The organism is Neobacillus sp. PS3-40 (assembly GCF_030915485.1).
In the GTDB taxonomy this organism is placed as follows: Bacteria; Bacillota; Bacilli; order Bacillales; family Cytobacillaceae; genus JAUZPL01.
Genome location: NZ_CP133266.1, coordinates 1293168 through 1307571 on the forward strand (window position 1 = coordinate 1293168; position 14404 = coordinate 1307571).

A 14404-nucleotide genomic window follows, 5' to 3' on the forward strand; every position below is an offset into this window, starting at 1 on the left:
TGCCTTTATGCGCTAGCAAAATTTATGGGTATAAATTCTGATTAGCCAAAAACAGACCCGGCAATTTCGCCAGGTCTGAAAAGTTTAAGCAGATGTTTTTGTTTCTTGCTCCACAACTGTACCATCTTCTAATATCAATTTAGGGATGCTGTTATCAATAACCGTATCCTTTGTGATAATACATTTGCTGATATCATCTCGAGAAGGAAGATCAAACATTACATCAAGCATGATTCCTTCAATAATAGAACGCAAACCCCGCGCCCCTGTTTTCCGTTCAATTGCTTTTTTAGCAATTTCCTTTAAGCCATCATCTTCAAATTCTAACTCAACATCGTCAAGTTCAAGCATTTTTTGATATTGCTTCACAAGTGCATTTTTCGGTTTCGTTAAAATTTCAATTAACGCATCCTCATCAAGCTGTTCAAGGCTAGAAATGACGGGAAGACGTCCAATAAATTCTGGAATTAATCCAAATCTTAATAAATCTTCAGGTAACACTTTTGAAAGCAATTCTTTTGGTCCGATTTCAAGCTGTTTTATATCCGCTCCAAAACCAATCACCTTTTGCCCTAAACGGCGCTTAATAATAGGTTCAATTCCGTCAAATGCGCCCCCGCAAATAAACAAAATATTTGTTGTATCAATTTGAATAAACTCTTGATGTGGATGTTTTCTTCCACCTTGTGGAGGAACACTTGCAACCGTTCCTTCCAATATTTTCAGTAAAGCTTGCTGTACACCCTCACCAGAAACGTCCCTTGTAATCGAAGGATTTTCTGATTTACGGGCAATTTTATCGATCTCATCAATATAAATAATGCCCTTTTCAGCCTTTTCAACATCATAATCAGCAGATTGAATTAGTTTTAAGAGGATGTTCTCAACATCTTCTCCAACATAACCTGCTTCTGTAAGCGATGTCGCATCTGCAATCGCAAACGGAACATTTAGAATACGAGCAAGTGTCTGAGCTAATAATGTTTTACCGCTTCCTGTCGGTCCAATCATACAAATATTACTTTTCGAAAGCTCAACATCATCAATTTTACTATTGGAATTAATGCGTTTATAGTGATTATAAACAGCAACGGAAAGTGACTTTTTAGCCTGATCCTGCCCAATTACATACTCATCCAAAATTTCGCAAATCTCTTTTGGTTTTGGAACATCTTTAAATTCTACTTCCTCTTCTGTACCAAGTTCTTCCTCCACAATCTCTGTGCAAAGCTCGATACATTCGTCACATATATAAACACCCGGTCCAGCAACTAATTTACGAACTTGATCCTGTGTTTTACCACAGAAAGAGCACTTTAATTGTCCTTTTTCATCATTAAATTTAAACATCTTTTCACCCCTAGAAAACGTCTATACTATATTTTAAAAATGGCGAATAACAAGCAAAAGTTGAGACTTTTATCGAAACAATTCAGCATTATGTATTGCATTGTAACACATTTAATTGGCGGACTGGAAATAAAAAGCTCTTTAATATATATGTTTCCTGCTCACTTTTTTCCTGTATTCGCATGTTCAAAAACAAAATCTATGTACCCATTAAGCTTAACCATTAATCGAAAGATTAAGTCGCTGCAGTGAGGAATTTAAAATAATTCTCTATGTATAAGTTTCTTCCAATCCTACTTCTTATTATAATATGTATTTCAATTATTGTATAAAACAAGACACGATAAAATCGTGCCTTGTTATGAAAAATGTATGAATTGTCAAAATTATTTCTTATTTTCAATCAAGAAATCAACCGCTTTTTTGAGTTTAAGGTCGGATTTAATACCTTCAAGGCTTCCAAGAGCCTTTTCAATATTTTCAACAGACATGTTGTACATTACTGCCATCTTTCCAATTTCTTCTTTAACATCTTCGTCAGTTGCTACAATATTTTCAGCCTTTGCAATTGCTTCTAATGTTAAATTAACACGGACACGATTTTCAGCCTCGCTCTTCATTTGCTCACGAAGTGCTGATTCGTCTTGACCTGAGAATTGGAAGTATAGTTCAAGGTTCATACCTTGTGATTGTAAGCGTTGTTCGAATTCTTGCATCATGCGATTAGTTTCGCTAACAACCATCACTGATGGAATTTCAACTTCTGCACCAGCAGCTGCTTTTTCTACAAGTGAATCTTGTAGATGATGTTCAGCTTCATGTTTTTTGCCTTCTTCTAAACGAGTCTTGATTTTTTCTTTCAATGCATCCAATGTTTCAACTTCATCATCAACATCTTTAGCAAACTCGTCATCTAAAGCAGGAAGTTCTTTTGCTTTAATTTCATGAACTGTTGTTTTGAAAACTGCAGGCTTACCAGCAAGTTCTGCCGCATGGTATTCTTCTGGGAAGGTAACTTCTACATCTTTTGACTCCCCAGTAGCCACTCCAACTAATTGTTCTTCAAAGCCAGGAATGAAAGATCCTGAACCTAATTCAAGAGAGTAGTTTTCTCCTTTTCCGCCTTCAAAAGCTTCACCATCAACATAACCATCAAAGTCGATAACAACAGTGTCACCAATTTCGGCATTGCCATCTTCTTTTACAACAAGCTCTGCTTGGCGGCCTTGAAGTGTTGCTAATTCACTATTAATATCTTCATCAGTTACAGTTGTATCAATTGCTTCAACTTCTAAACCTTTGTACTCGCCTAGTTTCACTTCAGGCTTAACTTGAACAGTTGCTTTAAAGATTAGGACTTTACCCTTTTCCATTTGTTCAACATCGATATCTGGACGATCGATTGGTTCGATTCCTGTTTCAACGATAGCTTCTCCATAAGCTTCTGGAAGAAGAATATCTAATGCATCTTGGTATAAAGATTCTACACCATAGCGTTTTTCAAACATTGCACGAGGCATTTTTCCTTTACGGAAGCCAGGAACATTTACTTGTTTTACCACTTTGTTAAATGCAGCGTCTAATCCTTCTTTTACCTTTTCTGGGCTTACTTCAATAGTAAGAACTCCATTATTACCTTCTAATTTTTCCCATTTTGCAGTCATGCCGTTTTCCCTCCAACAATCTATTCTCATTTCATTCATAACGAATTTGTATGAATATGTCTTTTCCTTCACACCTAACTATGATGTGTAATATATATATTTACACAATGCAACCCCTACATTATAACATACGTTGTTTTTCTTTCAACAGCCATGCCTAAATTATGGGGTAAGAAATTTCTTCTATTTCTCTGATTCGGTCTAGTGCCTGACCGATTTTAGAGATTTCAACACTATATTCCTTTGAAAAATCATGGATCTTTGGCTCTGATCCATAGTATTCAAGGACAATTATGTGAAATGCTGCAGCCCAAGCATGTAAATCAAATGGATCAATGTTAAATGGATAGGTTATAAAAAAATGACGCTCCACAAGACTTTTAATATTTTCAAAAAGAACAGGGTCACTATTTTCCAGTCTTGCTTTTAATTGTTCCTCTATTTTTTTCATTTCAACTTGCGAGCCTATTTCAGGCAATTCAGTTGGGATGTACAATTTCTTTATGTTAAATTTTTCCACAGCGACTTCCTGATCATATTCTTGATCTTTTAAAAGGTTCAAGAGTATTGTTTTTAAAAAGGGATGCCCTAGACTGTCAGTTAAATACCTTTTTATTTCATTTATATATGGGCGGATATTTTTATCCGCAAGTGAGGAAATCAATAGCATTTGCTCTTTTGGGTCTTTAATGGAATGAAGATTTAGTTCTGTTAAATCAATCCTATCTTGAAGACTCTCCTTTGGTTGCGTGTCTTCGTTTTGAAGTGGAGTATTTTCTGCCATTCTCTTGCTAAATTGCAATATCGTTAAAAAGTGTTCGCTTTTCTCAGGTGGGATTTCCTTTTCATCCAATAACGCTTCTATAGTTAAGACAATTTCTGTATACTCATGTAATTGAATGAGAACGGTTAAATATAAATCCACCATTTGCAAATAATCGCCAATCCCTTTTAAAAGCATATCTTTGGCAAGTTCTTTTGCTTTTTGAAATGCAGCTCCCTCAAAATAAGCAAGGACAAGACCAATCAAAATATCTCCATTTTCCGGATCAAGCTCTCTTGCATCCTCTAAAAGGTTTATTGCTTCTTTATACCTCTTCATTTGCAAACACTCAAGGCCCTTTTCAGTCAAACGCTTTTCTAGATCGGGAAAGAAGATAATATTCTCTTTTTGCTTCACTGGTTCCCGTTTTTTCATTTTTATTTACCGCCCTAAATTATATTATTAAGTTTTATTTTCGCATAGATTGTTATTTTCCGCATATAGGGATAATACCCGTATTAAATTTGGATTTCGTGCTCTTTTCTTATATCTAAAGATATGACAAGAACAACAAAGTTTACGAAAAGAGCTTTATTGAAAAATAGTTTACCATGGAAAAATATAAAAAACAAAGAAACAGAAAAAACTCACCTATATTATAGATGAGTTGAAAGTTTGGTATGTAGTTTTAAATGGTTTGTAAAAATGGCGTCCCAGGAGAGATTCGAACTCCCGACCAACGCCTTAGAAGGGCGTTGCTCTATCCAGCTGAGCTACTGGGACGTATTTAATTATCAAAGACAATTATTATTATATAAGGTATGCTTTTAAATGTCAATATAAATTTCAAATTATATTATTGGGGAGAGGAAAGAATCCTCCCACCGTTATCTTATTCTATCTTTTACTGTTTGGCACCATATATTCATAGGATAGATCAACGAGCTCTTTTCCTTTCATTTCAAAAATGGATAGCTTCATCTTTTCGTCCTGTAGATCAAGAATCATATATGTTTTTTCCAGACGCTCACGCGGAAGCCTTAAGCTTCCAGGGTTTAAGAATAGTGTCCCCTCTATCATTTCTGCCCCTACTACATGTGAATGACCAAAGCAAACAATATCTGCCTTTACCTCTTTTGCACGATAGTTTAAGGTCATTAAGGAAGCTTTGATAGAATATTTATGACCATGTGTAACGAAAATTTTCCGCCCTGCTATCTCTACAATAGTTTCTAAAGGATATCCCCCAAAATCACAATTGCCTAATACCGTTACGAAACCTGAAATCGCCATATGACCATTCATTAATTGTGAATCGCCACAATGAATCATCATTTCGACTTCATGCTGATGCCGTTTCTTTAATACTTCTAGCTCACTTGTTAATCCATGGCTATCACTAACAACTAAGATTTTGCTCATGGCAATTCTATTTCCCCGAGAATATGATCAAGAATTGCATCGAGCTTCTTTAATGCATTTGCTCTATGGCTAATTTTGTTTTTCTCATCAGATGATAACTCTGCCATTGTTAGCTCTTTTTCAACTACATAAAAAACAGGGTCATATCCAAAGCCGTTTGTACCCTTTTGTTCGTCAAGAATACGGCCTTCACACGTTCCCGATACGGTTATTGTTTTTTTTCCTGGTGAGGCTACTGCGAGGGCACAGTAAAATCTCGCCGTTCTCTTGTCGATTGGAATATTATTTAATTCTATCAGGACCTTTTCAATATTTGCTTTGTCGCTTTTTTTCTCACCTGCATACCTTGCTGAATAAATACCTGGTCTTCCATCAAGGGCATCAACAATTAATCCAGAATCATCACCAATTACTATTTTATTTAATTTTTTTGAAATAGCTTCAGCTTTTAAAATGGCATTTTCTTCGAATGTTTGTCCCGTTTCTTCAATATCTACTATCTCAGGATAATCAAGTAATGTACGGACAACAATTCCCCTTGTAGCAAAGATATGATCGAACTCTCTAGCTTTTCCAGGATTTTTTGTAGCAATGATGACTTCTTTCATACGAATTCTCCTTTTTATTTTTTACTTCTAGTTTCAATCTTTTTGGTTATTTCTTCTCCTAGGGCTTTTTTCTGATAATCAAATAGTTCCTTCAGACCTTCTTGCGCAGCATGTAATAAACCTTGAAGCTGCTGATAAGAAAAAGTTGATTCCTCACCTGTGCCTTGCAATTCAACAAATTCACCATTGCCGGTCATAACGATGTTCATATCCACTTGTGCCTTGGAGTCTTCAGAATAGTTAAGATCTAATACTATTTGATTATCTTTTAAAATTCCAACGCTTGTTGCAGCTAAGAAATCCGTAATCGGAAACTTTGAAAACACCTTTTTTTCCGCTAAGGTATTTAGTGCATAAGCCATTGCTACAAATGCCCCTGTAATGGATGCAGTTCGTGTTCCTCCATCTGCTTGAATGACATCACAATCAATCCAGATAGTTCGTTCACCGATTGCACTCAAATCAACAATAGCCCGTAGTGCTCGACCAATTAAACGCTGAATTTCCATCGTCCTTCCCGAAATTTTTCCTTTTGATGACTCCCTGATATTTCTTTGATCAGTTGCCCTTGGTAGCATTGAATACTCAGCAGTAATCCAGCCTTTACCTTCACCTCTCATAAATGGAGGAACCCGGTCTTCGATACTAGCTGTACAAATTACCTTCGTATCTCCGACTGAAATAAGCACAGATCCTTCAGGATGTATTAAATAATTCGCTTCAATATGTATCGGTCTTAATTGCATAGGTTCTCTTCCATCAACACGCACAAAATTTCCTCCTTTTATAATCGTTCCACATTACTATCATGAGTATAGATTTTGTTTAAATAAAGAAGAGGCGCCCCAAGGCTACCTCTTTCATTGTCACTATAGTATAACAAAAAAATTTTTTTAAAGAAAACTTGCCGATTGGCAAGCCTCTAAGGGCAATGATTAGGTGTAATTGCCCTTAGGGGCTAGCAGAATTTATGGATATAAATTCTGATTAGCTTAAAAACTACCTGTATTCACTTTTTCCGGTCTTGTTACTGGCTCCGTTATTTTTTTACCTTTTTCATTCAATAATTCTGCTTTCCCTTTGACCAAAACTGCCACTTGTTCGATACCCTTTTGCTCCGTTAATGAAAGCACTAGGGAATCTAATAAATGCTGTGAAATCACTTTTTCCTCAAAGCTACCAAAGACATTTTCGTTAAAGTTCAATGTCACTTTCCCATTTTCAACTTTTGGCGCTTCAAGAAGTTTTACATCTGGCATAAAGTCAGTTACAAGATTTGAAGCTTGGTTAGGCCCTTTTACAAGTTCTTCTACTACCGCAGTGACATTATCTTTTTCATTATTACTAACCCTGCGCGTCACCGGAACATAATAGTAGGAGCCTTCCTCCCCACCTATATAATAAACAGTTAGTGGTTTTGTATTGGTAATATCCATAACATCAGAAGTATCAAGATTGATTCCGCCTGCTCTTGAAAGATTTTCACTAATCGGGCTTCCTGCAACAGGCATTTTCGTTAATTCCTGCCCTGTCATTGAAATCTTTACATTTTTAACAGTAGAAAATTGAGTAAGTGTCCAAGTCACAGCTTGGAGAACTTTCATTTCATCTGCTGCTTTATAGTTTTTAAATTCCTTTGAAAAATCGACCGATGCAACCCCATCTTTAATATTTACTGAAACTTCAGTGCCTGCTGGCAAGACCGCTCTGAAACCATTCGGGAGCATTTCAGAAACGGGGCCATCAGCAACTAGGTATTCAAGAGCTTGTGTGGCTACAGGAGCAGTTTTCGGAAGAGGAATTGTTTGTGGGACAACATAGCCATCTTTATCGATGAGATAAAGTTCCGTTTTAACCGTTTCTTGAACATCAGCCTTTGATGCAGATGCTTCCTTACTTGCCGATATTTTTCCACTTTCTTTTGTAATCGTTACATCTTTTGGTGGATCAATTTTCTTTTGAACTTCAAACAACCCACATCCCGACAATAAAACCGATGAGGCAAATACAGCTGAGATAAGGGCTGCTGTTTTATTTTTATTCATATGAATCCCTCCCAAGACAGTTTGTACTATCATATATACGAGCCTTGGCAGAAATTAGACCGTCTTTAGAAAGAAAAATGATATTACATAAAAATTTTTTACTTATTTTAAAGAAACCCTTTAAAAAAATCCCGTGAATTTTTGGTTCATTATTGCTACGTCGGAATCACAGGAATGAACCCAACGTCATTATCTTCACCAAAAATCAAATAAAAAAAGACTCACACAATGTGAGCCATTAATTTTTTATCTTAATTGTTTTAACATTCTCAACCTGAATACCAAGCCATTCTGAAGCTATTTTTGAAAAAATAGTTTTCGATCCTGTCGTATAAAATTCATGAACTGGCACTTCCACGCGCGAACTGAGCATATCATTGTATTGTAGTATCGTGCTAATTTCCTCTGCAGTTTCATCGCCTGAACTTATAATATTCACTTCATTCCCCATAAAACTATGGATAAGCGGTTCTAGTAAAGGATAGTGAGTACAGCCCAAAATAAGCGTATCTAAATTTTGATCAAGTAAAGGTTTCAACGATTCTTCTACAATCTTTTGGGCAACTACCCCCGAATATTCTCCACTTTCAACAAGAGGAACAAATTTAGGACATGCATGACTTTTTACAAAAAGTCGGCTATTTAATGAATTCAATGCTCTTTCATAGGCACCGCTTTTCACTGTTCCTTCAGTCCCAATAATCCCAACACGATAATTCTTCGTTTTTTTAATGGCAGCCCGCGCTCCGGGATTAATAACCCCTAATACGGGAATCGATAATTCCTTTTGAATCTCTTCAAGTACAGCTGCAGTTGCCGTATTACAAGCAATTACGAGCATTTTTATCTCTTTTTTCAATAAAAAAGATGTCATCTCCCAGGTGAATTTCTTTACTTCTTTACTCGACCTAGGGCCGTAAGGACACCTAGCTGTGTCGCCTAAATAAATAATTCGTTCATTTGGCAGCTGTCTCATAATCTCCCTCGCAACAGTCAAACCGCCTACTCCAGAATCCATAACACCAATCGGTTGTTTCACACTTCTCGCCTCATTCTCCGCGCATTTCTAGATGCAATTTCATTAAATTTTCTTGCAAAAGCTGTATTTCTCCTCCAGAGAAATTTTTCAATACTTCCTCTAAATATACTTGTCGCTTTTTAATTACTTCATCAATAATTCTTTCGCCTTCCTCTAACAAATGAATCCTTACAACCCTCCGGTCATTTTCATCCTTTACTCTCATTAAAAGCTGATTCTTTTCCATTCGATCCACAAGGTCTGTAGTCGTACTGCATGCTAAATACATTTTACTTGAAAGATCACCAATCGTCATATCTCCATCTTCAAAAAGCCACTGCAATGCTACAAACTGCGGAGGCGTTATCGTATAATTACTTAATAATTCTCTTCCTTTTTGTTTAATAATACCAGCTATGTAGCGTAATTCCTTTTCAATTATTGCAACCATATCACTATCTACTTGTTGCAAATTTTCGTGTTTCATAATATACACAACACTCCTAGTCTAGGCATTTCATTTAAGCTTATTTTCACCTTTTTTCATTAAAAATTCAAGCTGAATGTTGTGTTACTATCAAAAGAGCCAATTATTAGAATCGTAAAGGAAATCTTATTTAGCCATTCAACACGTTTTATTCAATTTCAAAAATCCAATAATATTATTCTTACCAACATTAAAAGACGCAACCAATAACGCGTTGCATCTTAATTAAAATATGAACCGGCCTCCCATAAGGATGCCGGCCATAATTATAGTTCTAGCTCTCCCATTCGAAGGAGCTCTACAACTGCTTGAGAGCGCCCCTTTACGCCAAGTTTTTGCATGGCATTTGAAATATGATTTCGAACTGTTTTTTCGCTTATAAATAATTCACTAGCGATTTCTTTAGTTGTTTTGTCTTGTACTAACAATTCGAATACTTCTCTTTCACGTTTGGTGAGTAACGGCTTGTGAGTATATTCATTCTCCTTCAAGTATTGTAACCCTCCTTGCTTTCGCCAGTATGAACCGTGGGTGGGTATATATTTAGTCACCATATCATATGTGAAGATAACTAAAGGAGTGAATACATTTCCTTGAAGAGAGCCCTTTAAATAAGTATATTTTTAAAACTTATCGTTATAGCCGTTCAGATTTGTTTTATGCCAGTTCCAAGCAGTTTCAATGATTATCTTCAGATCATTGAACTTCGGTTTCCATCCTAAAACAGATTGAGCTTTTTCAGATGAAGCAATCAGAACAGCAGGATCTCCCGGTCTTCTTGCACTGATCTTTTCTGGAATTGGGTGTTTGGAAACTTCTCGAACAGTTTGGATTACTTGTTTTACCGAAAACCCAGTCCCATTTCCTAGATTAAAAACATCACTAGAATTATTTTTCCTTAAATTCTCGAGCGCAAGAAAGTGAGCATTTGCAAGGTCCATAACATGAATATAGTCACGTACACACGTTCCATCTTCAGTTGGATAGTCATCGCCAAATATATTAATCGTATCTCTTTGACCAAGAGCAACTTGAATAATAATAGGAATGAGGTGACTTTCAGGATTATGGTCTTCTCCAATACTACCTTCAGGATGAGCACCTGCTGCATTGAAATAACGGAGAGAAATCGACTTCAAGCCATAGGCTTGATCGCACCACCGGAACATTTTTTCCATCGCTAATTTCGTTTCTCCATATGGATTGGTTGGAATCGTCTGATCATGTTCTAAGATTGGTATTTGTTTTGGTTCCCCATAGGTTGCCGCTGTCGATGAAAACACAATTTTCTTCACTCCATGATCAATCATCGAAGACACAAGCGTATGAGAGGCCATGAGATTATTTTCATAATAAGAGAGTGGTTTTTGAACACTTTCACCTACTAATGAGCTTGCTGCAAAATGAATAACCGCTTCAATCTCATGCCTTTCAAAAATTGAATCAAGAAAGCTTCGATCTTGCAAGTCACCCTCATAAAAAGTTCCACCAATCATTGCATTTTTATGGCCAGTTCTAAGATTATCAATCACAATAACCTCTTCACCATGATTTAGTAATTCAACAACCGTATGGCTTCCAATATATCCTGCACCACCAGTAACTAAAATTGCCACTAAAAATTCCCCCTCGAAATTACATTTACTTATTCATCCAATTCCAGAATCATATAAATATGTATATATTTAATAATAAGGAATTCTTGTATAATTTACAGTCTTTATTCTACCTTTTATTGAAGGAAACCAAAAAAACTGGAGTATTAAATATCCCCAGTCTTCATTAATTAGGTTCAGCATAAATAATATAACGCTTTGGGGCATTTCCAATATAGGAGAAAGGGTAGCAGGTTGTTAAGATTAATTCCTCTACCTTATTTTGTAAAGTGATGATATTTGTGTCCTTGGAACTAACAATTTTAGTATGGGTAATTTTATAGGTATGGACCCCAGTAGGTACTTTTAAAACTAAGGGATCACCTATTTTTAATTCTCCTAAATGTCGAAATACGGTATCCCTATGCCCTGATAAGACAATTTGTCCATGTTCTCCTGGTAAAAATGAACCTTTATAATGACCAACCCCTTTTTCGAGGTCATCTGGATCTGTCCCCTCTACAATAGCCAATTCTGCTTTAATTTTTGGGATAACTAGAAGCCCTATTGTATCAATTTTACCTAAATGATCATTTTTCTTTTTTGTATTTTTGGTGGGTAGAGTTTGATTTTCCATCACCATGTCTTTTGCCTCTTTTAAGGTTTCGTACGTTTGAATTTTCACATTCGTAAGCTGCCAAATTCCAGTTCCCAATAATAACAGACCTACTACAATAATAGTGAGTGGAAACCATGATTTCACCTTCATAAACCTACCTCTTTCAATAATCTTAGCTAAGTTTAGTATAACAGGTCGTAGTTATTTATATATAAAAAACCTCTTTTTCTATGATCGAAAAAGAGGTTTTTACTAAATTTATCCACGATCGCTTCCGAAGAAATTTCGGAATGATTGAATTGTCGCATCACGGTTAATGGACGCGATTGAAGTTGTAATCGGTATGCCTTTTGGACATGCTTGGACGCAGTTTTGTGAATTACCACAACCTGAAAGTCCACCATCTTCCATAAATGCATTTAATCGTTCTGATTTATTCATTTCACCAGTTGGATGTGCATTAAATAAACGAACTTGGTTAAATACAAAAGGACCCATGAAATTAGATTTATCATTTACATTCGGACAAGCCTCAAGGCAGACACCACATGTCATACACTTAGATAGTTCATATGCCCATTGACGTTTATTCTCGGGCATACGTGGACCAGATCCCAAATCGTATGTTCCATCAATCGGAATCCAAGCTTTAACTTTCTTCAATGAATCAAACATTCTGCTACGATCAACTTGTAGGTCGCGAACAACAGGGAATGTGCGCATCGGTTCAAGTCGAACCGGCTGTTCTAACTGATCAATAAGAGCTGTACAAGCTTGGCGTGGTTTACCGTTGATAACCATCGAACAAGCACCACACACTTCCTCCAAACAGTTCATATCCCATGTAACAGGAGTCGTTCCTTTTCCATTTGTATTGGTTGGATTCATACGAATTTCCATTAATGCTGAGATAACGTTCATATTCGGGCGATAAGGTAATTCATATTCCTCCTGATAAGGAGCGGAATCCGGGCTATCTTGGCGAGAAATAATAAATTTTACAGTTTTATTTTCAGACATTTTTTTCTACTCCCCCTTTTTAATGTGATTTTGCATAATTTCGCTCACGAGGCTTAATTATGGAAGTATCAACTTCTTCATAATGGAACGCCGGAGCGGACTTAGAATCGACAAATTTAGCCATTGTTGTCTTTAAAAATTCCTCGTCATTACGTGTAGGGAAGTCTGGCTTATAATGAGCTCCGCGACTCTCATTACGATTGTAAGCACCAATCGTAATAACGCGGGCAAGCTGAAGCATATTCTCTAATTGGCGAGTAAATGTAGCAGCTTGATTGCTCCATTTAGCTGTATCACTGATATTTATTTTTTGATAACGCTCAATAAGCTCTTGAATTTTTTCGTCTGTCTGCTTTAATTTATCATTGTACCGAACTACTGTAACGTTATTAGTCATCCATTCTCCAAGCTCTTTATGAAGAACATAGGCATTTTCAGTTCCACTTAAGGATAAAACAGAGTTCCATTTTTGTTCTTGTTCTTTAACAGCACGATCAAATACTGTTGAAGAAATAGCATCTGAACTCTTTTCAAGTCCATTGATATAATTTAACGCATTAGGTCCAGCAACCATTCCTCCGAAAATAGCGGAGAGTAATGAGTTTGCACCTAAACGGTTCGCACCATGTTGTGAGAAGTCACACTCACCTGCAGCAAAAAGACCTGGAATATTCGTCATTTGATCATTATTAACCCATAATCCACCCATTGAATAGTGAACAGCAGGGAAAATTTTCATTGGAACTTTCCGTGGGTCATCACCAGTGAATTTCTCATATATTTCAATAATTCCACCGAGCTTAACATCCAACTCATGTGGATCTTTATGTGAAAGATCAAGGAACACCATGTTTTCGCCGTTAATGCCTTGTTTCAAATCCACACAAACATGGAAAATTTCACGAGTTGCTATATCACGAGGCACAAGGTTTCCATATGCAGGGAATTTCTCTTCTAAGAAATACCAAGGCTTTCCATCTTTATAAGTCCAAATACGCCCACCTTCACCCCGTGCGGATTCACTCATTAAGCGAAGCTTGTCATCGCCTGGAATTGCAGTAGGGTGAATTTGAATAAATTCGCCGTTTGCATAATATGCACCTTGTTGGTAAAGGATTGACGCTGCTGAACCAGTATTAATAACAGAGTTTGTTGATTTACCAAAGATTATTCCAGGACCACCTGTAGCTACGATAACGGCATCCCCAGCAAAGGACTTAATTTCCATTGTGAGTAAATTTTGAGCAACAATACCGCGACAAACGCCGTCTTCATCTACTACAGAACCTAAGAATTCCCAACCTTCATACTTTGTAACTAATCCTGCCACCTCATGGCGTCGAACTTGCTCATCTAATGCATATAATAATTGTTGTCCAGTTGTTGCACCTGCAAAAGCAGTACGGTGATGCTGAGTGCCTCCAAAACGGCGGAAATCCAATAATCCTTCAGGGGTACGGTTAAACATAACCCCCATCCTGTCCATTAAATGAATAATCCCTGGTGCTGCATCACACATTGCCTTAACAGGAGTCTGGTTTGCTAAAAAGTCCCCACCATACACTGTGTCATCTAAGTGTATATAAGTAGAATCTCCTTCTCCTTTAGTATTAACAGCTCCATTAATACCACCCTGAGCACAAACAGAGTGAGAACGTTTAACAGGCACAAGTGAGAATAATTCTACTTGTGTTCCTGCTTCTGCAACTTTAATAGCTGCCATTAAGCCGGCTAAGCCACCACCGACTATGATCACCTTACCTTTACTCATCAAGACTCACTCCCCTTTATCCAAAATCCAATATTTTTCCGA

14 protein-coding genes and 1 tRNA gene are annotated in these 14404 nt (G+C 36.7%); all 15 read right to left on the bottom strand.

The window, feature by feature from the left end; genetic code table 11:
- Nucleotides 1–84: 84 nt before the first annotated feature.
- The 15 genes from clpX to sdhA all read right to left on the bottom strand — a co-directional run bounded on the left by clpX (nucleotide 85) and on the right by sdhA (nucleotide 14362).
- A complete protein-coding gene (gene clpX, locus RCG20_RS06650) occupies nucleotides 85–1350 on the bottom strand; it encodes an ATP-dependent protease ATP-binding subunit ClpX (RefSeq protein WP_308183451.1) in 1266 nt (421 codons plus the stop codon).
- A 386-nt stretch (nucleotides 1351–1736) separates the two neighbouring features.
- Nucleotides 1737–3014 (bottom strand): trigger factor, encoded by a 1278-nt coding sequence (gene tig, locus RCG20_RS06655; RefSeq protein WP_308183452.1) that lies wholly within the window; start codon nucleotides 3012–3014, stop codon nucleotides 1737–1739.
- A gap of 157 nt (nucleotides 3015–3171) precedes the next feature.
- Nucleotides 3172–4212 (bottom strand): tetratricopeptide repeat protein, encoded by a 1041-nt coding sequence (locus RCG20_RS06660; RefSeq protein WP_308183453.1) that lies wholly within the window; start codon nucleotides 4210–4212, stop codon nucleotides 3172–3174.
- Between the two features lie 271 nt (nucleotides 4213–4483).
- A tRNA-Arg gene (locus RCG20_RS06665) sits at nucleotides 4484–4560 on the bottom strand.
- A 114-nt stretch (nucleotides 4561–4674) separates the two neighbouring features.
- Nucleotides 4675–5199 (bottom strand): metallophosphoesterase family protein, encoded by a 525-nt coding sequence (locus RCG20_RS06670; RefSeq protein ID WP_308183454.1) that lies wholly within the window; start codon nucleotides 5197–5199, stop codon nucleotides 4675–4677.
- Complete coding sequence (locus RCG20_RS06675) at nucleotides 5196–5807, bottom strand: XTP/dITP diphosphatase (protein ID WP_308183455.1); 612 nt, start codon at nucleotides 5805–5807, stop codon at nucleotides 5196–5198. The genes RCG20_RS06670 and RCG20_RS06675 overlap by 4 nt, the downstream gene beginning before the upstream one ends.
- 14 nt (nucleotides 5808–5821) lie before the next feature.
- Entirely contained in the window at nucleotides 5822–6577 is a 756-nt protein-coding gene (rph, locus tag RCG20_RS06680; RefSeq protein WP_308183456.1) for a ribonuclease PH, read from the bottom strand.
- 222 nt (nucleotides 6578–6799) lie between these two features.
- Nucleotides 6800–7852 carry a GerMN domain-containing protein gene (locus tag RCG20_RS06685; RefSeq protein WP_308183457.1) on the bottom strand — a complete coding sequence of 351 codons (1053 nt, stop codon included), beginning with the start codon at nucleotides 7850–7852 and terminating at the stop codon, nucleotides 6800–6802.
- Nucleotides 7853–8090: 238 nt separating this feature from the next.
- Nucleotides 8091–8891 (bottom strand): glutamate racemase, encoded by an 801-nt coding sequence (gene racE, locus RCG20_RS06690; RefSeq protein ID WP_308183458.1) that lies wholly within the window; start codon nucleotides 8889–8891, stop codon nucleotides 8091–8093.
- 10 nt (nucleotides 8892–8901) lie between these two features.
- The gene (locus RCG20_RS06695) at nucleotides 8902–9357 is read right to left on the bottom strand and encodes a MarR family winged helix-turn-helix transcriptional regulator (protein ID WP_308183459.1); all 456 of its coding nucleotides are present in this window, start codon (nucleotides 9355–9357) and stop codon (nucleotides 8902–8904) included.
- Between the two features lie 266 nt (nucleotides 9358–9623).
- Nucleotides 9624–9848, bottom strand: coding sequence for a spore germination transcription factor GerE (gene gerE / locus RCG20_RS06700; RefSeq protein ID WP_019154738.1), 225 nt, complete (start codon nucleotides 9846–9848; stop codon nucleotides 9624–9626).
- Nucleotides 9849–9980: 132 nt separating this feature from the next.
- Entirely contained in the window at nucleotides 9981–10973 is a 993-nt protein-coding gene (galE, locus tag RCG20_RS06705; protein ID WP_308183460.1) for a UDP-glucose 4-epimerase GalE, read from the bottom strand.
- A 166-nt stretch (nucleotides 10974–11139) separates the two neighbouring features.
- Entirely contained in the window at nucleotides 11140–11721 is a 582-nt protein-coding gene (locus RCG20_RS06710; protein WP_308183461.1) for a class D sortase, read from the bottom strand.
- A 108-nt stretch (nucleotides 11722–11829) separates the two neighbouring features.
- A complete protein-coding gene (sdhB, locus tag RCG20_RS06715; protein ID WP_308183462.1) occupies nucleotides 11830–12591 on the bottom strand; it encodes a succinate dehydrogenase iron-sulfur subunit in 762 nt (253 codons plus the stop codon).
- A gap of 19 nt (nucleotides 12592–12610) precedes the next feature.
- Entirely contained in the window at nucleotides 12611–14362 is a 1752-nt protein-coding gene (sdhA, locus tag RCG20_RS06720) for a succinate dehydrogenase flavoprotein subunit (RefSeq protein WP_308183463.1), read from the bottom strand.
- Nucleotides 14363–14404 lie beyond the last annotated feature (42 nt).